This window comes from [Pseudopropionibacterium] massiliense (assembly GCF_900607225.1).
In the GTDB taxonomy this organism is placed as follows: Bacteria; Actinomycetota; Actinomycetes; order Propionibacteriales; family Propionibacteriaceae; genus Arachnia; species Arachnia massiliensis.
Window position 1 is genome coordinate 148,401 of the sequence record NZ_LR027842.1, and the last position, 22,873, is coordinate 171,273.

Annotated in this window: 19 protein-coding genes; 10 read left to right on the plus strand and 9 right to left on the minus strand. The window is 67.2% G+C overall.

All coding sequences use genetic code 11. The features are described from left to right. Positions 1–149 precede the first annotated feature (149 nt). Positions 150–1,142, plus strand: coding sequence for a Gfo/Idh/MocA family protein (locus E0E39_RS00665; RefSeq protein ID WP_130873026.1), 993 nt, complete (start codon positions 150–152; stop codon positions 1,140–1,142). A gap of 132 nt (positions 1,143–1,274) precedes the next feature. Here the strand turns inward: E0E39_RS00665 and E0E39_RS00670 are convergent, their stop codons facing one another. Continuing rightward, positions 1,275–2,207, minus strand: coding sequence for a type IV toxin-antitoxin system AbiEi family antitoxin domain-containing protein (locus E0E39_RS00670; protein ID WP_130873027.1), 933 nt, complete (start codon positions 2,205–2,207; stop codon positions 1,275–1,277). A gap of 262 nt (positions 2,208–2,469) precedes the next feature. Then, complete coding sequence (locus E0E39_RS00675) at positions 2,470–3,585, minus strand: MalY/PatB family protein (protein WP_130873028.1); 1,116 nt, start codon at positions 3,583–3,585, stop codon at positions 2,470–2,472. A gap of 546 nt (positions 3,586–4,131) precedes the next feature. Between E0E39_RS00675 and ileS the strand changes: the two genes are divergently transcribed. Further along, on the plus strand, positions 4,132–7,257 hold the full coding sequence (ileS, locus tag E0E39_RS00680; protein ID WP_130873029.1) for an isoleucine--tRNA ligase: 3,126 nt from the start codon (positions 4,132–4,134) through the stop codon (positions 7,255–7,257). Between the two features lie 195 nt (positions 7,258–7,452). Next, positions 7,453–8,445 (plus strand): FHA domain-containing protein, encoded by a 993-nt coding sequence (locus E0E39_RS00685; RefSeq protein WP_130873030.1) that lies wholly within the window; start codon positions 7,453–7,455, stop codon positions 8,443–8,445. A 171-nt stretch (positions 8,446–8,616) separates the two neighbouring features. On the opposite strand, the gene E0E39_RS00690 is transcribed toward E0E39_RS00685, so the two are convergent. From E0E39_RS00690 to E0E39_RS00720, 7 genes are read right to left on the minus strand one after another with little or no spacing between them, the layout of a single operon-like run. Next, a complete protein-coding gene (locus E0E39_RS00690; RefSeq protein ID WP_207302371.1) occupies positions 8,617–10,365 on the minus strand; it encodes an ABC transporter substrate-binding protein in 1,749 nt (582 codons plus the stop codon). A gap of 47 nt (positions 10,366–10,412) precedes the next feature. Continuing rightward, the gene (locus E0E39_RS00695; RefSeq protein ID WP_207302372.1) at positions 10,413–10,628 is read right to left on the minus strand and encodes a hypothetical protein; all 216 of its coding nucleotides are present in this window, start codon (positions 10,626–10,628) and stop codon (positions 10,413–10,415) included. A gap of 8 nt (positions 10,629–10,636) precedes the next feature. Continuing rightward, positions 10,637–11,440, minus strand: coding sequence for an ABC transporter ATP-binding protein (locus E0E39_RS00700; RefSeq protein ID WP_130873032.1), 804 nt, complete (start codon positions 11,438–11,440; stop codon positions 10,637–10,639). Beyond that, on the minus strand, positions 11,433–12,431 hold the full coding sequence (locus tag E0E39_RS00705; protein ID WP_130873033.1) for an ABC transporter ATP-binding protein: 999 nt from the start codon (positions 12,429–12,431) through the stop codon (positions 11,433–11,435). Before E0E39_RS00705 ends, E0E39_RS00700 begins: the two co-directional genes overlap by 8 nt. Continuing rightward, the gene (locus E0E39_RS00710) at positions 12,428–13,342 is read right to left on the minus strand and encodes an ABC transporter permease (RefSeq protein WP_130873034.1); all 915 of its coding nucleotides are present in this window, start codon (positions 13,340–13,342) and stop codon (positions 12,428–12,430) included. The genes E0E39_RS00705 and E0E39_RS00710 overlap by 4 nt, the downstream gene beginning before the upstream one ends. Then, on the minus strand, positions 13,342–14,451 hold the full coding sequence (locus E0E39_RS00715) for an ABC transporter permease (RefSeq protein ID WP_130873035.1): 1,110 nt from the start codon (positions 14,449–14,451) through the stop codon (positions 13,342–13,344). Before E0E39_RS00715 ends, E0E39_RS00710 begins: the two co-directional genes overlap by 1 nt. A 6-nt stretch (positions 14,452–14,457) precedes the next feature. After that, complete coding sequence (locus E0E39_RS00720; protein WP_130873036.1) at positions 14,458–15,570, minus strand: Gfo/Idh/MocA family protein; 1,113 nt, start codon at positions 15,568–15,570, stop codon at positions 14,458–14,460. Positions 15,571–15,653: 83 nt separating this feature from the next. Between E0E39_RS00720 and E0E39_RS00725 the strand changes: the two genes are divergently transcribed. From E0E39_RS00725 to E0E39_RS00755, 7 genes are all read left to right on the plus strand, one after another. Further along, complete coding sequence (locus tag E0E39_RS00725) at positions 15,654–16,835, plus strand: ROK family protein (protein WP_130873037.1); 1,182 nt, start codon at positions 15,654–15,656, stop codon at positions 16,833–16,835. Between the two features lie 75 nt (positions 16,836–16,910). Next, positions 16,911–17,951: a Gfo/Idh/MocA family protein gene (locus tag E0E39_RS00730; RefSeq protein WP_130873038.1), complete on the plus strand. Its 1,041-nt coding sequence runs from the start codon at positions 16,911–16,913 to the stop codon at positions 17,949–17,951. 37 nt (positions 17,952–17,988) lie between these two features. After that, complete coding sequence (locus tag E0E39_RS00735) at positions 17,989–19,221, plus strand: glycoside hydrolase family protein (protein WP_130873039.1); 1,233 nt, start codon at positions 17,989–17,991, stop codon at positions 19,219–19,221. A 19-nt stretch (positions 19,222–19,240) separates the two neighbouring features. Next, on the plus strand, positions 19,241–20,191 hold the full coding sequence (locus E0E39_RS00740) for an ROK family protein (RefSeq protein WP_130873040.1): 951 nt from the start codon (positions 19,241–19,243) through the stop codon (positions 20,189–20,191). 34 nt (positions 20,192–20,225) lie between these two features. Further along, complete coding sequence (locus E0E39_RS00745; protein ID WP_165444581.1) at positions 20,226–21,038, plus strand: PIG-L deacetylase family protein; 813 nt, start codon at positions 20,226–20,228, stop codon at positions 21,036–21,038. A 353-nt stretch (positions 21,039–21,391) separates the two neighbouring features. Continuing rightward, positions 21,392–21,607 carry a hypothetical protein gene (locus E0E39_RS00750; protein ID WP_130873042.1) on the plus strand — a complete coding sequence of 72 codons (216 nt, stop codon included), beginning with the start codon at positions 21,392–21,394 and terminating at the stop codon, positions 21,605–21,607. Continuing rightward, positions 21,604–22,839 carry a glycoside hydrolase family protein gene (locus tag E0E39_RS00755; protein ID WP_130873043.1) on the plus strand — a complete coding sequence of 412 codons (1,236 nt, stop codon included), beginning with the start codon at positions 21,604–21,606 and terminating at the stop codon, positions 22,837–22,839. The genes E0E39_RS00750 and E0E39_RS00755 overlap by 4 nt, the downstream gene beginning before the upstream one ends. Positions 22,840–22,873 lie beyond the last annotated feature (34 nt).

Here is a 22,873-nt window from a genome sequence, read left to right on the forward strand (position 1 = left end):
TTCTGGCTGGTTCCTGAAACTGCATCGTCGGCATTTTCCCACGGGAGCGGAGGCTGGGCGGAACCCGAAGGTGTCGCGGTGTCCGCGTCCCGAAATTTGTCATCTCAAAGTTATGGTCAGCCCCCGATGTTCCAGAGTAGCCTTGGGCCATGGAGAGCATTCGATGGGGAATCGTCGGGGCCGGAAGCATTGCGGACACCGTTGCGGGAGAGTTCGCTTTCGTGCCCCAGGCCGAACTGGTCGCGGTGGCGTCACGTGACCTGGAGAGGTCGCGGAAACTGGCGCGCAGACACGGAATTCCCGCGATTCACCGAGACTACCGCTCGCTGATCGAGTCCGACGGTGTGGATGTCGTCTACATCGCGACCACGCATCCTCATCACCGTGACATCGCCCTGGCCGCGATATCCGCGGGAAAGGCGGTGATGGTGGAGAAGGCCTTCACCGCCACCCTCGCCGGAACCGAGGAGGTGGTCGCGGCCGCCACCAATGCCGGGGTGTTCGCGATGGAGGCCATGTGGACCCGGTTCCTGCCCGCGGTGGAGGCGGCCCGGGAGGTCGTGGCGTGGGGAAGGATCGGGCAGGTGCTCGGCATGCAGGGGGACCTGTGTGCGTTCCGCCCCTACGACCCGAAGAACCGGTTGTGGGATCCCGCCACGGGCGGCGGGGCCCTCCTCGACCTGGGCGTCTACGTCATCTCCATGGCCCAGGACTTCCTGGGAAGCTCTCGGGACGTGCACTGCGCCGGGCGGTACGCGCCGAACGGGGTGGAGTCGGCGGCGACGATCAACATCGCCTACGTCGGCGGGGGGACGTCGGCGCTCACCTGCGGATTCGACGTCCACGGGCCGGGCCGGATGATCATCCTCGGGACGAAGGGATGGGTGGAGGCTCAGCCCAGGTTCCACCATCCGACCACCATCTCCGTGCACCGCTCGGGGGTGCTGCCGCGGATCATCGAGGCCAAGCAGATCGGCAGGGGATACGCCCACGAGCTGATGGAGGTCAGCGACTGCCTGCTCGCCGGGCGCACCCAGTCGGCGACGATGCCGCTGTCCGACACCGTCGAGGTGATGCGGGTGCTGGAGGGCTGCCTGACGCAACTGGGTCGTCCGCAGGAGGAGGCGAGGGTCGAGATCTGAGGGTCGCTGGCCTTAATCCGGTTTTGCTGGGCTTGTTCACGTTTGCTGGCCTCACAGCGCAGGCAAACGTGAACAAGCCCAGCAAACCATTGCCAAGGCCAGCGAATCAGGAGTAAGGCCAGCAAATCGGGGTCAGGAGCTGCGACGGGCGGTCCAGGCGGGGCTGGCGCTCGCGAAACCGGCATTCAACAGGGCCGTGAGCGAGGCCTGGTCGTTGGCCTCCCGCCAACCCCACCGGACGATCCAGTACCCGCACGCACGGATGCGTTGTTCGCGACGCTTCTCCGCCATCACGACATCCGCCGCGGACTGGCCGGGGCCGAGCAGCTCCCGGTACTTGATGCGTCCGTCGACCTCCCCGACGAGCCCGTGCTCGGGCCAGCCGAAATCGGTGCGGGCGACGAACTCGCCGTTCGCGTCGAAGATCTCGAACTGCAGCTCCGGAGCCGGGATTCCCGCCCGCATCATGTGGAACCTGCTCAGCGACTCGGCGGGAGACTCCACCCGTCCGTCGCCGAGCGCCAGCACCCGCCTGGCCTGCCTCACCCCGTGAAGCCGGGGATGCCTGTGCAGCTCATCTTGGAGAAAGTCGCGTTTGAGACCGCGACCCAAGGCGGCGTCCACCACCGCGAGACCCCACTCGAAGGGCGACGTGCGGGCCAGGTCGGTAACCGTGCGCGAGAGGGTGGTCACCGGTAACCCGGCGATGCGCGTGACCTCGTCGTCGTGGATGGCGGTGCGACGGACCCGGAGGAGGTCGCTGTGATCGCCATGCCCGCGGGTGCGGCGGGTCATGGTCACCTCCCGCAGCGACTCAATGGGAACAGGTAAGCCGTGCAGCACCGCGGCCGAGGTGTGACTGAAGACGCTCGAGTCGTGAACGTCGATGGCGGCCGCCTGGATTCGTCGGCGGTGCTCCGCGAACACGTCCGCCTGCTGCGTCGGGGCGTAAACACCGCGCCTGAGGCGCACCATTGTGCCGTCGCGGAGGTGCTGTTTGAGTTGGGCGTCGGTTACTCCCAGGGTCGTGAGATGCTCGTGGGTCCAAAGGGTTGTGCGTGTCATGAAACCATTGGACGCCACGTCGACTCTGCGCTGTCAAGGACCAGTTTTTCGCCTGTGGAAAACTCTCCTCGGGGCTGTTCCCCGACACGCCGGTTTGCTGGCCTTATCACCTTTTTGCTGGGGTTGTTCACGTTTGCCTGCGCTGTGAGGCCAGCAAACGTGAACAAGCCCAGCAAACCCGGATTAAGGCCAGCGGACCGGATTAAGGCCAGCAAAACGACGGCGGGGCCGGGTGGTGGTGGGACCGGGTGGCGGGTGGGGGTTACAGAGAAGCCGCCATTCGGCGTACCGCCTCGGAGATGATCTCCTTCGACGTCGCCAGGTTGACGCGCACGAATTGGGTGGCCGACGGGGCGTAGTCGGTGCCCTGACCGAAACGGACCTTCGCCTTCTCGAAGAAATGCTGGCCCGCGTGGTCGAGACCCAGCGGGGAGCAGTCCAGCCACGCCAGGTAGGTGCCCTGCGACGGCGTGTAGGTCAGCTCCGGGATGGCGCGGTGGAGTTCGTCGGCGAAGTGCTGTTTGTTCTCGCGGATCTCCGCGGCGGCCTCCGCCAGCCAGTAGCGACCCTCGTTCAGCGCCGTCGCGTGCGCCACCACCCCGAGGTAACTGGCCGACTCCGGCACGTAACCGCTGAGACCCTTGACCACATCTGCGACCTCCGCACCCGGGACGATCAACCCGGCCTTCAAACCGGCCAGGTTCCACGACTTTGACGCCGACGTCACGACGAAGGCCCGCTCACCACCCGGCACCCGATGGATGGGGGTGTGTTCCGCGCCCGAGAGGGGAGCGTGGATCTCGTCGCAGATGACCGCGACACCGTGGGTGTTCGCCAACTCCATCACCCTGGTGAGTTCCTCGGCGGTGTGCACCGCCCCCGACGGATTGTGCGGGGAGCACAGCAGGTAGGCGGCGGGGCGCTCCTTCTCGAACGCGACCTCCAGGGCGTCGAGATCCAGGCGCCCCGCCTCGGTGGTGGGGACCTCGACGATGCGGCGGCCCGTCTCGTTGCAGACCGCCCGGAACGGCGGGTAGATCGGCGGGTTGATGACGACGGCGTCGCCGGGTTTCGTGGTCGCCAGTGTCATCTCCCGCATGCCCGTCATGACGTCGCAGGCCAGCGACACCGTCGCCGGATCGATGTCCCAGCCCCAGACATCGGAGGCGAAGGACGCGAACGCCTCCTGGTAGTCGGGCAGCTCCGGGTATCCGGTGTCACCCTCGGCGACCATCCGGGAGAGGACATCCACCACCGCCGGCACCGGCCGGGCGTCCATCTCCGCGACGAACATCGGCAGCACGTCGGGCGCGAACCGGGCCCACTTGATGCTGCGGCGCCGGCGGAGGGTCTCAAGGGGGATGTCGAAGATGGCCATGGGCCGATCCTAGAGGCTCCACGGGCGGGGAATCCCCTGAGGTGGTCACCCCATCCCGAAGCTGGTTGAGCCGGCCTGTTCGCTCTGCGAGTGGGTCGTGTCGAAACCATCTCATCCCCAAGCTGGTTGAGCCGGCCTGCGAGCGTCAGCGAGTGGGTCGTGTCGAAACCATGGTGACCTTGTCTGGGGTCTTGGGGGCGGGTTCTACTCACCGGGTGCCAGTAGTGGTTTCGACTCAGCCGTTCGCTTCGCTCACGTGCTGGCTCAACCAGCTTCGGAGAAGGAGGGTTCACGTCCCGGCTCAACCAGCTTCGGGAAAAGAGGGATCCTCTCGAATTGCCCGATTCGGATGTCTCGCGCATACTTGATCCCGCATCGCAAGGCATTGATGGGGCCATCACCCCGGAGCTGCCGGAAGAACGGCGCACGCTCACTAGACCCGGCCGCGATCGACAATCGAGTGGGACGCCCAGCGCGTCCAAGGAGGGTGGTACCGCGGGTTCCGGCTCGTCCCTCCGGTTCGTCCAGCCAACAACCGAGGTACCGATGAGTTCCTACAACGCAGTCCCCGCAACCGTTGATTTCCCCGCCCTGGAGCGCGAGATCATCGCCTTGTGGACTGAACGCGACACCTTCGCGAAGTCCCTCGAGAGCACCCGCGACGGCAAACCGTGGACCTTCTACGAGGGCCCGCCGACCGCCAACGGCATGCCCGGGACGCACCACATCGAGGCCCGCGTCTTCAAGGACCTGTTCCCGCGCTTCAAGACGATGCAGGGCTACCGCGTCGACCGCAAGGCCGGCTGGGACTGCCACGGCCTGCCCGTCGAACTCGCCGTCGAGAAGGAACTCGGTTTCTCCGGCAAACCCGACATCGAGGCCTACGGGGTGGAGCCGTTCAACGCGAAGTGCCGCGAATCGGTGCTGCGGCACGTCGACGCCTTCGCCGAGCTGACCCGCCGCATGGGCTACTGGGTGAACCTCGACGAGGCCTACGTCACCATGACCCCCGACTACGTGCAGTCGTGCTGGTGGGCGCTCAAGAAGATCTTCGACAAGGGCCTCCTCCAGGAGGACTACCGGGTGGCCCCGTACTGCCCGCGATGCGGCACCACCTTGTCCGACCACGAACTCGCGCAGGGCTACGAGGACGTCACCGACCCGTCGGTCTACGTGCGTTTCCCCGTCACATCCGGGCCGCTCGCCGGCCAGGCCGACCTGCTGGTGTGGACCACCACCCCCTGGACGCTGGTCTCCAACACCGCGGTCGCGGTGCATCCCGACGTCGACTACGTCGTCGGCACGCATCCCGAGCAGGGAAGCCTCGTGGTCGCGGAACCGCTGTTCGACGCGGTGCTGGGCGAGGAGTGGACGCGCGGCCGCTCGTTCAAGGGCTCCGAGATGGAACGCTGGGACTACCAGCGCCCCTTCGACCTGGTCGAGTTCCCCGCCCCCGCCAACTACATCGTGCTGGCCGACTACGTCACCACCTCCGACGGCACCGGCCTGGTGCACCAGGCGCCCGCCTTCGGTGAGGACGACATGCTCGTGTGCCGCGCCTACGACCTGCCGTTCGTCAACCCGATCCGCGCCAACGGCGCCTTCGACGACGCCGTGAAACTGGTTGGCGGCGTCTTCTTCAAGGAAGCCGACGCGCTCCTCGTCGACGACCTCACCCAGCGTGGCCTGCTGTTCCGCAGGCTCGACTACCTCCACTCCTACCCGCACTGCTGGCGCTGCCACACCGCGCTGCTGTACTACGCGCAGCCGTCGTGGTACATCCGCACCACCCGCATCAAGGACCAGCTGCTGGCGCAGAACGAGGCCACCACCTGGTATCCCGCCTCCATCAAGCACGGTCGCTACGGCGACTGGCTCAACAACAACATCGACTGGGCCCTGTCGCGCAGCCGCTACTGGGGCACGCCGCTGCCGATCTGGCGCAACATCGACGACCCCACCGACCTGATCTGCGTCGGCTCCCTGGCCGAGCTCGGCGAACTGGCCGGCCGCGACCTCAGCTCCCTCGACCCGCACCGCCCCTTCATCGACGACGTCGAGATCGTCCGCGACGGCGCCACCTACCGTCGCGTGCCCGAGGTGATCGACGCCTGGTTCGACTCCGGGTCGATGCCGTTCGCGCAGTGGGGCTACCCGCACGTCCCCGGCTCCGCGGAGAAACTGGAGGCCAACTACCCGGCCGACTTCATCTGCGAGGCCATCGACCAGACCCGCGGCTGGTTCTACTCGCTGATGGCGGTCGGCACCCTCGTCTTCGACGAGTCGAGCTACCGCAACGTCGTGTGCCTCGGCCACATCCTCGCCGAGGACGGCCGGAAGATGAGCAAACACTTCGGCAACATCCTGGAACCCATCCCGCTGATGGACACCCACGGCGCCGACGCGGTGCGCTGGTTCATGGCCTGCTCCGGGTCGCCGTGGATGGCGCGCCGCGTCGGCGATGTCACCATCGCCGAGACGGTCCGCAAGGTGCTGCTGACCTACTGGAACACCGTCGCCTTCCAGTCGCTGTACGCGCGCGCCTCCGGGTGGGAACCGGGCGCCTCCGTGCCCGCCGTCACCGACCGGCACGTCCTCGACCGCTGGCTGGTCTCGGCCACCAACGAACTGGTCCGCGACGTCACCGCCGCCCTCGACGACTTCGACACCCAGAGGGCCGGCGCGCTGCTCGCGGGCTTCATCGACGACCTGTCGAACTGGTACGTGCGCAGGTCGCGGAGACGTTTCTGGGCGGGCGAGGCCGGTGCGCTGGCGACCCTCCACGAAACCCTCGACGTCGTCACCCGGCTGATGGCCCCGATCATGCCGTTCGTCACGGAACGGGTGTGGCAGGACCTGTTCGCCGCCACCAACCCCGACGGCCCCGAGTCGGTGCACCTGGCCAGCTGGCCCGTCGCCGACGAGTCGCTGATCGATTCCGACCTCATGGGCGCGATGGCCACCGCCCGGCGGATCGTGGAGCTGGGGCGCGCGGCCCGCGCCGAGTCGCGCATGAAGGTGCGGCAGGTGCTCAAACGGATGCTCGTGCCGACGGCCGCCCTGGCGGAGCTGACCAAGGAACTCGTCGCCGAGGTGCGTTCCGAACTGAACGTCCAGGACATCGCGTCGTTCACCTCCGCCGGTGACCTCGTCGATCACATCGCCAAGGGCAACTTCCGGGCCCTGGGCAAACGGTTCGGGAAGCTCACCCCGAAGGTCGCGGCCGCGATCGCCGCGGCCGACGCCGCCCGGCTCGCCCGGGAACTGCGCGAGCACGGGAAGACGCGCATCGACCTCGACGGCGAATCGCTGGAGGTCTCCGTCGAGGAGGTGCTGCTCACCGAGCGCCCCCGCGACGGCTGGAGCGTGGTCAACGAGCAGGGCGAGACCGTCGCCCTCGACCTGGAGCTCACCCCAGAGCTGGTGCGCGCCGGCCGGGCCCGCGAGGTGATCCGGGTGATCCAGGAGGCCCGCAAGTCGTCGGGGCTCGACGTCTCCGACCGGATCCTGTTGCGCCTCGCCGCAAGCGCTGAGCTGCTGGAGGCGATCCGCGAACACGCCGACCTGATCGCCGACGAGGTCCTGGCCGTCGACCTGGAGCAGGGAGAGGTCGAGGACCCGACCGCGGAGGAACCGGAACTCGGCCTCAGGGTGAGGATCACCAAGGCCTGAGAACAGCCCGGGGGTGGTTTCGACTCGGGTCGCTCGTTCCTCGCGCCCCGGCTCAACCGGCTTCGCCCTTTCACTCGCTGCAGGTACTTGACAGGACAAATTCTGTTCCCTGTTTGGCTGCCCGGGGGTGTTCCGGCTCCACCGGTGCGCTTTCCGGCGTTAGGCTGAGGAGAAATCTGACGACGGGAGAAGTCGATGTCGCTTCCTTTGGGCCCTTGGCGGCTTACCTACACGCCCGGCCAGTGGTTGGTGCTGGCCGGGCCGCGTCTGGTCGCGGTCATGCAGCCCGCGCCGCCGAAAATGTCGGTACTCGTGAACCAGTTGTGGACCGACATGCAGGGTGCCGGTTCGCTGGCATCGCTGCTCGAGGTGCTGCGCGGTTATTCCCTGGACCAGATGCCGGACTTCGCGGCGTTCGTCTGGGACGGCGGGTCGCTGCACGGCCTGGCCCGCGGCCGGATCTCCGTCGTGGACATGGCGACGGGGCAGACCGCACTCGACGGGTCGGGGGCGCTCACCTGGCACGAGGCCCCGCTGGGAACCATCCGTGGACTTCGCGTCGACATGGGGGTCCTCGAATACGACGCGCTTCTCCACCTACCTTTGATCATCGGGGCGGTCGGCGCCTCGGCGCTGCACCTGACCACCGATCCCGATCAGCTCGTGCGTCTGCCCGACACCGACCACCAGCTTCCCGAACCCGTCGTGCAACAACCCCAGCCCGTCTCCGAGCCGCTGCAACCCGTCAGCATGCCGGAAACCCAGCAGATGGCGGCCGCCCACAGTGAGGACTCCCAGTTCCAACGTCCCGCCATGGGCTACGCCGACGAACCACAGCAGTACGGTCCCGTCGGCATCGGCGTGCAGGTCAACACCGGCGAGTTCTCGAACGTCGTCGGGGGGCTGGTGGTCGGCCGCGCCCCCGACGCGGCGCGCGGCCCCATGGGGTCCTCGCTGATGCGTGTCCCCAGCCCCGGCAACGACATCTCCCGCAGCCACCTGCTCATCGAACCCGCAGGCCCCAACGACGCACGTGTCACGGATCTGCGTTCCACCAACGGCACCACCATCCAGCTCAACGCCGAGGAACCGTACCTGCTGGAGAACGGCGAATCAGTGACGGTCCCGATCGGAACGGTCCTCAACCTCGGCGACGGTGTGAGCCTTCGAATCGAACAGGCCCGCTGAGGCCGCCCCGGTCAAGGCCGGTTGAGCCGGCCTGCGAGCGTCAGCGAGTGGGGCGTGTCGAAACCTCGTGCGCGTGTCCGGGGAGTTGGGGTCGGATCTGGCTCGACCGGCTTCAAAGGAGGGTGGCCGGGCCACTGGCCCGGCCACCCTCCTTGATGCGGAGCGCATCGGTCACTGGACCGGCGACAGCATCCCCTCGTAGAAGAAGACGGGGACGAAGTTGTCGGAGTAGAACGAGTTCGTGTAGTAGTCGCTGTTCTCCGGGAACCCCGCCACCTTGGTGGTGACCACGGGGTTGTTCCCGAAACGCTCGACCAGCGGCAGCACCGGCAGCAGTTCGTTGAAGGCCTGCGCCAGACGGGTGGTTTTCGCCACCTGCTCCTCCGGCGTGCCGAACGCGCTGTCACGGACCTCCTGCTCCAGGTTCATCGCGCCGAGAACGTCGGTCTGCACCTGGAGATCGAAGCCGGTGCCCTTGCCCTCACCGAGCATCGGGTAGTTGAAGTTGATCAACGTCGCGTTGTAGGAGTCCGTGGGGAACGGGTTCGACGCGCCCCAGGCCTGGATGGCCAACTGGAAGTTGCCCTCCTGGACGTCGACCTCCTGCTGGCTGGAATCCACGCCGATCGGGGTGATCTTGATGCCGAAGGCGCTGGCCTGTTCCGCGAGGCTCTGGCCCGTGGCGGCCCAGTCGACGTAGTCACCGGGGAACACCAGGTCGTACTGCGCGGGTTTGCCCTCGCTGGTGACCCACTGGTCGCCGTTCTTGGTCCAGCCGGCCTCCTGCAGCAGCTGCGTGGCCCGCGCCTGGTCGAGATCGTAGGCGGTGAGCTTGCCGGCCGCCTCCGGGGTCACCCATTTCTCGATGGCGTTGTCCGACAGGCCCGTCATGTACCGGACGCCCTTGCCGGAGTCGCCGAGGGAGATCGTGCCCATCTCGTCACGGTTGAGGAAGAAAGCGAAGGCCTGCCGCACCCGCTTGTCCTTGAACTCGGGCAGCTTGTTGTAGTTGAAGAACAGGGCGGGACCGGTGTACGTCGGGGGACGCAGGATCCTGTAACCCTGCTGCTCGAACTGTTTCGTGGTGGCGACGGGGAACCCGTCCGTGGCGTAGTGGACGTCACCGGAGAGCACCAGGGGGGTGATGGTCTCCGTGGATCCGCTGTGGACCGTGATGGTGTCGTAGCCCACCTTGTCCGCGCGATACCCGTTGTTGTTGAGGGTCAGCGTCAACTGCGAGTTGGTCATGGTGGAGGTGTTGATCGTGAACGGGCCGGACACGATCGGCTGATCGATCTTGACCTCCGCGATGCGCGCCGACAGGGCCTTCGCCTCGTCCGAGTCGGGGGCCGCCTTCTTCTTGAACAACGCCGCGGCGTCCTCGACCACCGCGCTGTACTGTGCGCTGGAGGCGGGCCGTTCACGCATGATCCAGTACACGGCGATGGGTGCTGGCGAGTTCAGCGTGAACTTGACGTTGGAGTCGTCGACCAGCTCGATGTCCTTGATGTAGTTGAACACCGGCTGCTGCATGGCGTAGCGCATCACGAACGTGTTGTACACGTCCTTCGCCGTCAGGGCCGAGCCGTCGCTCCACTTCAGCCCCTCACGCACCTTGTAGTTGAAGGTGAGGCCGTCGGGGGAGAGGGCGGAGGACTCGTCGGCGAGCAGGTAGTAGTACTGCTGCTTCTCCCAGTTGTAGATGCCACCGGGCAGCATGATCATGTCGTTGAGGTAGCCGAGGTTCGTGGGGATGGAACCGGTCACGCCCGAAAGGGTGTGGAAGTTGCCCTTGGGGGGCAGGTCGAAGGACTGGTCCGCGCCGAAATTGCGGCCCGCGGCGGCGCCGCCTCCGGTGGGGGAGCGGCCGGCGGCGGAACAACCGGTCAGCAGCATCGCCGTGGCCACTACCGTGCTCACCGCTGCGACGATGCAACGACCGAGCCCTCGTCGTGGTGTCGTGTGGGTCATGATTCCTCTCTTGGTCGGGGGGTTTTCCTTGTGCGATCCGGGGATCCTCTGGTGAGTAGTAGGAGCAGGGCTCCGCAGCCGGTCAGCAGCGCGCCTGCTGTGAGGGAAAGGGCCGACATCACCCAGGCCGCGGAACCGGAGGGGATCCGCAGCATGCTGATGCCTGCCAGGAGGCTGATCGTGAGTCCCGCGGCGATCGCCTGGCGGGGCATGCCGCCCGTCATGGCGCACCACCGGGAACGTCGGCGTCGTCGAACCTGATCATGGGAAGCGCGTCGATGAGCGCCTTGGTGTAGGCGTGCCGGGGCGTGTCCATGACCTCGGGGGTCGGCCCGTACTCCACCAGCTCGCCCAGGTAGAGCACCGCGGTGCGACCCCGCCAGGCGAAGTGCCTGGCCAGGGTGAAGTCGTGGGTGATGAACAGGAAACCGACGCCCAGGTCGTCGCGCAGCTCCGAGAGCAGGTTGATCATGCTGCCGCGGATCGAGGCGTCGAGCATCGAGGTGGTCTCGTCGGCGATGATCAGCGCCGGTTCGGTGGCCAGCGCCCGGGCCAGCGCCACGCGTTGACGCTGCCCACCCGAGAGCTGATGGGGGTAGCGCTCCAGGAACAGGTCCGCCGGGGTCAGCTCCACCCGTTCGAGCAGCTCCGTGGCGCGTCGCCTGGTCCGGTTCCTCCGGGCGCCCAGGGCCGAGAGCACCGTGCTGAGCACCGTGCGGGTCGGGTTGAGCGAGGCGTAGGGGTCCTGGTGCACGTACTGCACCTCTCGCCGGAAATGCATGAAATCGGATCCCCGCAGTTGCGAGATGTCCCGGCCCCGGTAGTGGATGCTGCCGGCGGTGGGTTTGTCCAGTCCCGCGGCGATCCTGGCGAGCGTGGTCTTCCCCGAACCGGACTCGCCGACCAGGCAGGTCACCGACCCGGCATCCACCTGGACGCTGACCCCCGAGACCGCCACCACCTCGCGTGCCGCGCTGCGGAACCGCTGCGTGACGTCACGGATCTCCATCAATGTCTCAGTCATCGGCCCGCCCTTCCGAGCGCTTCCTGGGGATGTGGGCCACGCGGTGGGTCTCGCTCAGCCACACCTCGGGGTCCTCCCGCAGCGTGAGCTGCTGGGCCGCGCCCTCGTCGGTGGCGATCTCGTAGTCGGCCAGCGACTCCTTGATCGTCCGCAGCCGCCCGGGTTCGCCGTCCCAGCGGGGAATCGTCTCCAGCAGCGCGCGGGTGTAGGGGTGCCCGGGATGCGTGAAGACCTCCCGGGCCGTGCCGAGTTCGACGATGCGGCCGTCATACATCACCGCCACCCGATCCGCGATCTCCGCGGCGAGCGCCAGGTCGTGGGTGATGAAGATCATCGAGAACCCGATGCGTTCCTGCAGCGAACGCAGGATGGTGATGATCGCCTTCTGGGTCAGGACGTCCAGCGCGGTGGTCGGCTCGTCCAGCACCACCAGGCGGGGGGACAGCAGCAGCCCCAGGGCGATCAGCACCCGCTGCCGCATCCCGCCCGAGAGCTGGTGGGGATACGAGGCGAGCACCCGCCCGGGTTCCAGCATCACCATTTCGAGAAGTTCCGCCATCCACGCCTCGAGCTTCTCGCCCTTCGGGCTGCCCGCGTGGGCGCGGGCCGTCTCGACGAAGTGCTGCCTGACGGTGAGCAGCGGATTCAGTGAGTTCATCGCGCCCTGAAAGACGACCGACATCTCCGTCCATCGCAGGGCCCGTTCCTCCTCCTTCGAGAGGCCCGTGAGCTTCACGGTGGCGCCGTTCTTCTTCTCGAACGAGACGCTGCCCGAGGTGATGCCGCCGCCCTTGGGCAGCAGCCCCAGGATCGCCAGCGCCAGCGTGGTCTTTCCGCACCCGCTCTCCCCGGCGAGGACCAGGGTCTCCCGCGGGTACAGGCTGAGGTCGATGTCCCTCACCGCGATCGACGGTCGCCGGTTCGTCGTGTAGCTGATCTCCAGTCCGGAGATCTCCAGCAGTGGTTTCGCACCAGTGGTCGGAGTCGTCATTGTTGTTTCCCTGCCAGCCGTGGGTTCAGGAGTTGTTCCAGGGTGCGCGCGAACCAGATCGCGGAGAGCTGGAGCACGCTCACCACCAGCAGCGGGGCCATGATCGACCAGGCGGCATTGGTGAAGAACAGCGCACCCTTCGCCCAGGCGTTGTTGATCATGATTCCCCAGTTGATCCCCGTCATGGGTGCCAGCCCGAGCAGGTACAGCCCCACCATCGCGTACGTCGCTCCCGTCATCGCGAAGATGAAGTGGATCATGAGGTAGCTGGCCATGTTCGGCAGGATCTCGCGGCCGATGATGACCGGGGTCGACAAACCGACGATGCGCGCCGCCTCCACGTACTCGCGTTCCTTCAGGGAGAGCACCTGGGCCCGCACCGCGCGCAGCAGGCCCGGCCACCCGAGAACCCCGAGCAGCAGCGCCAGCATCACGGGACTGTCGAGACGCACGTAGGCGGCCAGTACCACCAGCAGCGCGAACTGGGGGATGGTCAGCATGAAATCGGTGAACTGGATCACCAGGGAGTCCACCCAGCCCCGCAGGTACGCGGCCAACGCGCCCAGCACGACGGCGATGCCCGTGGACACCGTGGCCGAGATGATGCTGACGATGATGACGTCGCGCCCGCCGAGCAGGATCATCGTGAGGACATCGCGCCCGTCGGCGTCGGTGCCCAGGAGATGGTCCGCCGACGGCGGGTCGTAGATCAGCGCGGAGTTGGCGGCCGGCACCTCGATGAACCACGGCAGGACCAGCGAGGCCACGCACATGAGGAGGAACACCGCGCCGCCGATGGTGCCCGTCACACTGGCGCCGAGGGCGCTTCGCCACCGGCCGTTGCCGGGGTGTGGGGTCCGGGCCCCGGTGAGGACGGTGGTATCGGTGGTGGGAAGGGGGGAGTTGCTCATCAGCGGGCACCTTCCACTCGGATCCGCGGATCGATACGGGACAGGAGCAGATCCGCCATCAGGTTCGCCAGCACCACCGAGACCGTGATGATCAGGATGAAACCCTGGACCACGGGGTAGTCACGGGCCACGATCGCGTCGTAGAAGTAGTACCCGACGCCGTCGTACTTGAAGATCTGCTCCACCAGGGTCGAGCCCCCGACCACGAAGCCCAGCTGGACGGCGAACTGGGTGAACAGCGGCAGGATCGCGTTGCGCCCGACGTAGCTGATGTGGATGCGGGAGCCGGGAAGGCCGCGGGCCTTCGCGCTGGTCACGTAGTCGTCCTCGAGCACCTGCGTGGTGGAGGACTTCATCTGCAGGATCCAGCCCCCCACGGAGGTCAGGGTGTAGACGGCGATGGGAAGGGCGGCGTGCGTCAGCGCGTCGAGGATGAACTCGGCGGTGAATCCCGGCTGGACACCGGGGGTGACCGTGCCCCGCAATGAACTGACGTTGAACCAGCGCAGCTGCACGCCGAAGACCACGATCACCAGCATCGCCCACATGTAGTTGGGGACGGCGTTCAGCGCGGACGAGATGTTGGTGATCAGGTGATCGATCCAGCGGCCGCGTTTGTAGGCGATCAGGACCCCCAGCGTGATCCCGATCAGGAACGACAGCAGCAGCCCCGTGCCGACGCTGAACAGCGTCCACGGCAGGTAGGCGAGGATGTAGTCGCTCACCGAGGTCCCGGGAGCGACGATGGACTGACCCAGGTTGCCCTGCACCAACCCGCCGAGGTAGGCGAGGTACTGCTGCAGCAGCGAGGCATCCGGGTCGTAGGACAGCAGCGAGGAGGCGCGCGCGAGCGCCTCCTGCCGTCCCAGGCCCTGCTGGCTCATCAGCCTCTGCACGTAGGCCTGCAGCGGGTCGCCGGGCATCCACCGCACCAGCACGAAGGACAGGGTGGCCACGGCCCAGATCGTGATCAGGCTCTTGAGGATGCGCCCCAGGGCGTAGTTGTGCCGGATGCGGTACCCCAGGCCCGCCTGCGGGGGGCCGTCGGTTTCCCGGGCCAGCTCGGGACTGAGCTGCGCCGCCTCTTCCGCGTGAACGTCGTCGGACATGATGGCCTAGAACGACGTGGTGAGCTCGACGACCCGGCCGGATTTCGCGGACTCGATGGCCGCGGACATGATCTCGAGCGCGTGCCGGGCCCTGTAGGCGTCTGCGATGGGGGGCTCGCCGCTGCGGACGCAGTCGACCAGGTGTTCCATGAGCATGGCGCGGTGCAGTTCCTGTTCCCTGACGTTGTTGGCCCGGGAGAGGTCCTCCGGGTCCATCCAGGCGTCGACGCCGGGCTCCAGGTCCTGGACGAACACCTCGAGCGGGTTTTCGTCGCGGTGGTAGATGGCCATCGCACCCCGCCGCCCGAACACCTCCACCTTGGGGGCCTTGGAGGCCAGGACGTTGAACGTCGCGTCGATCACGGCGTAGGTCGAGTTGCCGAAGTCCAGCATGAACAGGAAGTTGTCGGGGGTGGTGACGGGGATCCGCAGCCCGCCGAAGGGGCCCGTCCCGCGCACGGTGCGGGTTGCCTCGGTGATGCCGCCGAAGGCCGAGACCCGCCGCGCCGGCCCCAGCAGGCTGGTGATCTCGTGGATGCCGTAGACGCCCATGTCGAACAGCGGCCCGCCGCCCGGCTGGTAGAACCAGGTCGGGTCGAAAGGCCACCCGTCGGGGGCCCCGCCGGGACCGCCGTGCGAACTGCGCACCCGGGCGAAGCACACCTGCCCGATGCGGCCCTCGTCGATGAGCCGGCGGGCCTCGCGGTACTGGGCGTAGAGCGTGTCGGGAGGGGCACACACGAACACCACGCCCTGCCGCTCGGCCTCCTCGATGAGCGCATTGGCCTCCTCCATGGTGGTGGCGAGCGGTTTCTCGCTCAGCAGGTGCCGGCCGCTGCGGAGGATCCGCATCGAGGTCTCGGCGTGCACCGAGATGGGGGTGAGGTTCGCGACGGCCTCGACGCGGTCGTCACGCAACATCTCGTCGAGCGATTCGTAAACGGTTTTGATGCCGAATTTCTCCGCGATGCGCTGCGCGTGCTCGGGCACGACATCCGCGACCGTGGTTACTTCAACTTTGTCCCCGAGCGTGGTTAGGTTGGGCAGAAAACCGTCCTCGTCGCCGGCGATCATGCCGGCCCCGAGGATCCCGAACCGTAGCGGCCTCTGCTGAGTCATGACACTCCTTAGCTCCGTTGCACCAGATTATAAGTAGTATTAACTAACAGAGTTGACTTGGCAACACTGTGGAGAGGATCGACATGCCGACGGCCAACGACCGGCTGATGGGCAAGGGCCCCAAACTCATCCGTGAGATGAACCAGCGGGTCCTGTTCGACTCGCTGCTGAGTCAGGGCCCGTCGACCCGCCCCGGGTTGGCGCGGACCTCCGGGCTCTCCCAGCCCACCGTGATCGCGGCGCTCAACGAGCTCGTGGACGCGCGGCTGGTCGTCCCGCTGGGCATCGACGCCCGCGACACGGGCAGGCCCGCCAAGCTGTACCGGGTGAACGCCGCCGCCGCGTCGGTCATCGCCGTCGACATCGGTCGCGTCTGGGTTCGCGTGGCGGTGGTGGACATCGCGGGCGACGAGCTCTACCGGCACGACGTGCGCAACGTGGCCAGGAGCGCGACCGCGCTGGTGGAGCTGATCTCGGCGGAGGTTTCCCAGGCGAAGGCGAGGCTGCGGCTCAACCCCGAGCGGACCTATGCGGTCATCGGCTCCCCGGGTGTCTTCGCCCCGAAACGCGGCGTGGTGGACTACGCGGACCAGTTACCGGGCTGGCAGCGCCCCAAGCTCATCAACATGCTCAACGACGAACTCGGTACGCGGCTGCAGATCGAGAACGACGTCAACCTCGCCGCGCTCGCCGAGTCGATCCACGGCAGGGCCAGGCGCCGCGAGTCCTTTGCCTATTTCCACATCGGTACCGGCGCCGGCCTGGCCACCATCCTCAAAGGGAGGCTGCACCGCGGTTTCCACGGGGCCGCCGGTGAGCTCGCCTACCTGCTCGCCGCCACGGGGGCCGACGGGAGGGTGCGCGTGCTGGAGGACGTCGTGTCGGCGCGCGCGCTCACCGCGTCGGCCCGGGAGCTGGGGTTGGTGAACCCCACGCCGGAGGCCGTCCTGCAGCTGGCCGCGTCCGGGGATCCGGCGGCCCGGCAGGTCATGGACCGGTTCGTGGAGGGCATCTCGACGGCGGTGATCGCCATCAACGCCGTCCTCGACCCCGAGTGCGTGGTCCTGGGCGGCGGCATCGGGATCCGTCTCCAGGACCACGTCGCCGAGATCAGCGACGCGGTGACCCGGCGCAGCCCGTTCCACGTCGACCTCGAGGTCGCGACGCTGCACACCGACGCCACGCTGCGCGGGGCTGTCGACATGGGGCTGGAGACCGCGCGCAACGCGATGTTCCGGCTGGGGGTCCAGGACGGCGCCAGTTGACAAACTCCGAGTATTAATAAATACTCCTCAGAAACGCGATCCCCGCGGAAACGAGAAGCGATCTGAGGTGAACTCGTGACTTCCATCACATTCGCAATCACCGGGCTCGACCACTGGTACTCGGCGGTGCCGCTGGCACGGGGGTTGAGCAGGCACCCGCAGACCGAGCTGCCGCTCATCGTCGACAGCGACCCGGCCCGGGGCAGGGCCCTCGCCAGCGACCTGGGGGCGGAGTTCTCCACCTCCCTCGACGATGCGCTGCAGGATCCCGGGATCGACGCCATCGGCTCCTTCTTCAGCGTCGAACAGAACCCCGAGATCTGCATCAGGGCGGCGCGGGCCGGCAAACACATCGTCTCCATCAAACCGCTGGCGCGCACCTTGGAGGAGGCGAGCGCCATCGTGCAGGCGGTGGAAAGGGCCGGCGTGCACTTCATCCCGGCCGAATCGCGGTCGCGGATGACGGATCAGAACCAGCGGCTCTTCGAGATCGTGCGTTCCGGTGAGCTGGGAAGGATCGTCTCGGCCAACTTCGTGCTGTGCGGGGTGCTGCCGAAGGCGTGGGAGGACTCCGACTCGCCCGGCTGGTGGGTGGAGGAGGACAAGGCCCCCGGCGGCGGCTGGATCGACCACGCGATCTACCAGATCGACCGGCTGCGCTGGCTGCTGGGAGCCGAACCGGTGGACGTCGTCGGGCACGTCGCGAACCTGCGGTACCCGCAGCTGCCCGTCGAGGACTACGGCCACGCGATCTTCACCTTCTCCGACGGCGTGGTCGCCACCATGGAGAACACCTGGACCGGCGCGGACGGGGCGTGGCGGATCACCACCACCCTCAACGGGACCGAGGGGTCGCTGGCGATCGACACCATCGACGCGCACATCTCGGTGCTGCGTGCCGGCGGCGAGGCCACTCCCGCCTGGGAGCGGATCGGGCCGCTGGACGACGACTCCGACCTGATCCAGCCGCTCGTCGACCGGATCCGTGGTGAGAACAATTCGCTGGGCACCGTCCGCGACGCCTGGCGCAACCTTGCCGCCGCCCGTGCCTTCTACGACGCGGCCGCCTCCGGCGCGAGGCGGTCCGTGCCGGTGCCTGATGGCGGGAACACCTGAGAAACAAGAACACCTGAGAGAAAAGTGAGGGGCTCCGATGAAGCACGCCCTACGAATCCTCGTCGCCGCTTTGAGCATGTCCCTGGTCATGTCCACCCCCGTCGCCGCCGCCGAGGAGGAGACGGTCAGCAACGCCTACCTGCATCTCGACGAGGCGATGGACGAGTGGGCCTCGGCGCCGGCTCCTCGCATGCCGTCGAGTTACCACGGGGGTGTCCTGGACTCCTGGGACAACTCCGTCACCTATGACGACGCGCTGGTGATCATCGCCTACGCCAACCGCAAGGACAACGCCGATTCCCTGGCCCGTGCGAGAACCATGGGGGATGCGTTGCTGCAGATGCAGGCGAAGGATCCCATCGGCGACGGGCGCGTGAGAAACGCCTACGGACCCGAGAACCTCTTCAACGCCGACGGCGTGCCGAACATCCAGACCTGGGGATCGGCATCCGGCAACCAGGCCTGGGCCGGAATGGCGCTGGCCCATCTTGCGCACGTTACCAAGGACGCGAAGTACCGTGACGGTGCGGTGCGCATCGGTGAATGGCTGCTGCGGGAAACCAGTGACACCCGGGGAACCGGCGGCTTCACGGGTGGCTACAGGTCCGACGGGTCGAAGATCGAGTGGAAATCCACCGAACACAACATCGACATGGTGGGTCTGTTCGGGATGCTCCACCAGCTGACCAACGATCACAAGTGGCGTCGCGCCTTCAAACATGCCCGCAAATTCGTCAAGAGCATGTGGGACGAGAAGGAAGGGCGCTTCCACATCGGGACGAAACCCGACGGTGTCACCATCAACCGGGACGAGTACATTCCCGAGGACGTGCAGTCCTGGGGCTACCTCGCCCTCCGGAAGGAGCGCTACCGCCGGGCGCTGGACTGGAACATCGCCAACCTCGAGGTGACCGACAACTCCAACCCCGCCCAGCCGGTCGTCGGGGTGCAGTTCGCCAAGCAGGTCAATCCGAACCAGCAGGGAAACAACGACGACACGGTCTGGTTGGAGGGCACCGCTCACATGGCGCTCGCGTTGCAGGTGAGCGGCAAGAAGAAACACAGGAAGCAGGCCAGCGTATATCTGGACAGCATCCACAAGGAACAGTTGTACGGGCCGAACGCGGACGGCAAGGGAATCCAGGCCAACTCGAAGGAAGGCTTCTCCGGGGGCGATGACATCAACCACACGAGCCTGCACACCGGCGCCACCGCGTGGTACATCATGGCCGTGCAGAAGCTGAACCCGTTCCACCTCGCCAAGAAGTGAGTCGGGGCGTGATCTCGTCATGACCGACATCATGGAGCCGGAACGAGTGCCGGGAAGTCGAGAGCAGTTCCACGCGCCATCCGCCCTGGCCATTGACATCGGCGGCACGAAAACCGCATTCGCGTGGGTGGGGGTGGACGGGAGCATCATCGATTCCTTCCGGGTGCCCACACCCACTCCGGATACGGCGCGCGACACGGCACTGGAGGAACTGCGGGGGCACGTGCAGCGGGTCCGAGGGTGGCACACCCGGTTCGGCACCTGCATCGTGGTGCGTCCGGGACTGATGAGCTACGACGTCGTCGAGCTCTCCCCGAACACGCCGGCCTGGGAGGACGCCGCCCTGGCGCAGCTCGTGCGCGGCGAACTCGGCGACGTGCACGTCCGGTTCGAGAACGACGTGCGTGCCGCAACCTACGGCGAGATGGTGGCCGGGAGACTGCGGGACGTCGATCCCGGCCTGTACGTCAATCTCGGCACCGGGGTGGCCGCCGCGCTGGTGGTCAACGGCCGCATCGTCCAGGGGGCGCACGGGGCCGCGGGTGAGATCGGCTACATGAAGCCGAGTCCGGTGGCCGACGTGGTCAGGGACGACGACGCCTCGCCCGCGCCGTTGGAGGAACTGCTCGGGGGCGCTGCGCTGGGCAGGCGGGCCTCGAGGATGCTGGGGCGGGCCGTGACCCCGAGGGAGTTGTTCGCCGCGAGGGACCCGGTTGCCGTCGCGTTCGCGGGTGAGACGGCGGCGCTCATCTCGACGATGCTCGGGAATCTCTGCACGCTGCTGGATCCGCAACGCATCGTCTTCGGCGGTGGGCTGGCCCGCTCCTTCGACCGGTGGGCGCCCGTCGTCCGGGCCCACATGGCGGCCAGCTTCCCCTACGCCCCCGAACTGGCCGTCTCCCAGCACGTCGCCGACGGGTCGCTCTTCGGCGCCGCCATGCTGTGTCGTGCAGATGTACTGCAACGGTGACGCCCCGGCGCACCCGACCGACAGGATCACACCCATGACAGATGTCCGAGTACTCATGTTCGGGGCCCACCCCGATGACTGCGAGTTCGAGTCGTCCGGGCTGGCGGCGCTCGTCACCCGGGCCGGCGGGGTGGTGCGGTTCGTCTCCGCCACCGACGGCTCCAGCGGCCATCACGAGATGACCGGCCCGGAGCTGGTGGAACGCCGTCGCGCGGAGGCCCGGGCCGGCGCGGCAGCGGTCGGGGCGACGGTGACCAACCTCGGTTTCACCGACGGCTGGTTGTTTCCCGACCGGGCGCTGCGCGAGGCGGTGATCACCGCCATCCGGTCCTTCGGGCCGCAGGTCGTGGTGTCCCCCAGGCCCGCCGACTACCACCCGGACCACCGGGCCATCGCGACGGCGGTGCAGGACGCGGGATATCTGCTCATGGTGCCGGGCATCGTCCCCGACGTGCCCGTGCCGGAAACCCGGCCGGTCATCCTGCACACCCACGACCCGTTCACCGACCCGAGGCCGTTCCGCCCCGACGTCGTGTTCGACATCGACGTGGTGCTGGAGCAGAAACTGGACGCCATCATGGCCCACGAGAGCCAGGTCCGTGAATGGCTGCCGTACATCAACGGATTCGCGGCGGAGGTCCCGGATGGGGAACCCGCACGCACCGAGTTCCTTCGCCGGCGGGAACGGGAGAAGACCAACCGGATCGCGGTCAAGTTCGCGGACGAACTGCGACGGCGCCACGGACGCATCCCCGCAGCGGCGGAGGCCTACGAGATCTCCGAGTACGGGGCCCCCGCGGACGCCGACCTCGTCCACGAGCTGCTCGGTGTTCTTCCCGCCTGCTGAGCAACGATGAATCCGTGACGGTTCCGACCGGAACGGTTCCCAACCCGGGTGCCGGCGTGAGTACTCGAGCGTCGGCGAGTGGGCCGTGTCGAAACCGGGGTGAGGGTGTCCGGAGAACTGGCGGCATCGGGATCAGCGACGCGTTGACCCCCGCTGCGGCCCGGTCCGCGTGGACCTCGCCGTTGCTACGCTGCGCACAAACGCACGCCGCGCGGGGCCGTCGACACGAGGCCGGGAAGCGCGCAACGCGATGTTCCGGCCGGGGGTCCGGGATGGCTTGGCTTCACAAATTTTGAATATTCACAAATCTTCCCAAGAAATGCGGTTCCCGCAGGGCCGAGAAGCGATCCGAGGTGAACACTCGTGACTTCCAGCAGGTGCGCAGTCGCCGGGCTCGATCACCGGTGCCCGGCGGCGCTGCCGAGACCGAGGCCGCCCCCGTCCGGGAGCAGACCGGACTGCTGGAGGACGCGGCCGCCTCCGCTGCGGGACACGCCGTGCCGGTGCAGGCGGGAACACCTGAAGAACAAAACCATCTGAAAGAAAAAGAAAGTGAGGGACTTCGATGAAGCGCGCTCTACGAATCCTCGTCGCCGCTTTGAGCATGTCCTTGGTCATGTCCGCCCCGGCGGGTGCGGCAACCGAGGAGGAGACGGTCAGCAACGCCTATCTATATCTCGACGGGGCGATGGACGAGTGGGCCTCGGCGCCGGCTCCTCGCATGCCGTCGAGTTACCACGGGGGGCACCTGGACTCCTGGAACAATTCAGTCATCTATGACGACGCGCTGGTGATCATCGCCTACGCCAACCGCAAGGACAATCCCGACTCTCTCGCGCGTGCGAGGGCCATGGGGGATGCGTTGTTGCAGATGCAGGCGAAGGATCCCATCGGCGACGGGCGCGTGAGAAACTCCTACGGGCCCGAGAACCTCTTCGACGCCGACGGCGTGCCGAACATCCTGGGCACGGGCTCGGCGGCCGGTAACCAGGCCTGGGCCGGAATGGCGCTGGCCCATCTCGCGCACGTCACCAAGGACGCGAAGTACCGTGACGGTGCGGTGCGCATCGGTGAATGGCTGCTGCGGGAGACCAGCGACACCCGGGGAACCGGAGGCTTCACCGCCGGCTACGGAAACGACGGCAAGAAGCTGGAGTGGAACTCGACCGAACACAACATCGACATGGTGGGTCTGTTCGGGATGCTCCACCAGCTGACCAACGACGACAAGTGGAGCAGCGCCCGCGGGCACGCCAGCGAATTCGTCAAGAGCATGTGGGACGAGAAGGAAGGGCGCTTCCACATCGGGACGGAGTCCGACGGTGTCACTATCAACCGGGACGAGTACATTCCCGAGGACGTGCAGTCCTGGGGTTACCTCGCCCTCCGCTCGGATCCGTACAGCCGGGCACTGGACTGGGCGGTCGCCAAGCTCGAGGTGACCGACAACTCCAACCCCGCCCAGCCGATCGTCGGGGTGCGGTTCGCCCTGCGAACCGACCCGGAGCAATTGAGCCGCAACGACGACACGGTCTGGCTGGAGGGCACCGCTCACATGGCGCTCGCGTTGAAGGTGAGCGGCACGGAGGAGCACATGCAGCGGGCCGGTGCGTATCTGGACAGCATCCACAAGGAACAGCTGTCCGGGCCGAACGCGGACGGCAAGGGAATCCAGGCCAACTCGAAGGAAGGCTACTCGGGTGGCGATGACGTGAACTACACGAGCCTGCACACCGGCGCCACCGCGTGGTACATCATGGCCGTGCAGAAGCTGAACCCGTTCCACCTCGCCGAGAACTGAGCCGGGGCGTGATCTCGTCATGACCGACGTCATG

Coding starts and splice junctions, on each gene's coding strand:
- E0E39_RS00665 (WP_130873026.1), top strand. CDS start 150: ATGGAGAGCATTCGATGGGGAATCGTCGGGGCCGGAAGCATTGCGGAC.
- E0E39_RS00670 (WP_130873027.1), bottom strand. CDS start 2,207: ATGACACGCACAACCCTTTGGACCCACGAGCATCTCACGACCCTGGGA.
- E0E39_RS00675 (WP_130873028.1), bottom strand. CDS start 3,585: ATGGCCATCTTCGACATCCCCCTTGAGACCCTCCGCCGGCGCCGCAGC.
- ileS (WP_130873029.1), top strand. CDS start 4,132: ATGAGTTCCTACAACGCAGTCCCCGCAACCGTTGATTTCCCCGCCCTG.
- E0E39_RS00685 (WP_130873030.1), top strand. CDS start 7,453: ATGTCGCTTCCTTTGGGCCCTTGGCGGCTTACCTACACGCCCGGCCAG.
- E0E39_RS00695 (WP_207302372.1), bottom strand. CDS start 10,628: ATGCCCCGCCAGGCGATCGCCGCGGGACTCACGATCAGCCTCCTGGCA.
- E0E39_RS00700 (WP_130873032.1), bottom strand. CDS start 11,440: ATGACTGAGACATTGATGGAGATCCGTGACGTCACGCAGCGGTTCCGC.
- E0E39_RS00705 (WP_130873033.1), bottom strand. CDS start 12,431: ATGACGACTCCGACCACTGGTGCGAAACCACTGCTGGAGATCTCCGGA.
- E0E39_RS00710 (WP_130873034.1), bottom strand. CDS start 13,342: ATGAGCAACTCCCCCCTTCCCACCACCGATACCACCGTCCTCACCGGG.
- E0E39_RS00715 (WP_130873035.1), bottom strand. CDS start 14,451: ATGTCCGACGACGTTCACGCGGAAGAGGCGGCGCAGCTCAGTCCCGAG.
- E0E39_RS00720 (WP_130873036.1), bottom strand. CDS start 15,570: ATGACTCAGCAGAGGCCGCTACGGTTCGGGATCCTCGGGGCCGGCATG.
- E0E39_RS00725 (WP_130873037.1), top strand. CDS start 15,654: ATGCCGACGGCCAACGACCGGCTGATGGGCAAGGGCCCCAAACTCATC.
- E0E39_RS00735 (WP_130873039.1), top strand. CDS start 17,989: ATGAAGCACGCCCTACGAATCCTCGTCGCCGCTTTGAGCATGTCCCTG.
- E0E39_RS00740 (WP_130873040.1), top strand. CDS start 19,241: ATGACCGACATCATGGAGCCGGAACGAGTGCCGGGAAGTCGAGAGCAG.
- E0E39_RS00745 (WP_165444581.1), top strand. CDS start 20,226: ATGACAGATGTCCGAGTACTCATGTTCGGGGCCCACCCCGATGACTGC.
- E0E39_RS00755 (WP_130873043.1), top strand. CDS start 21,604: ATGAAGCGCGCTCTACGAATCCTCGTCGCCGCTTTGAGCATGTCCTTG.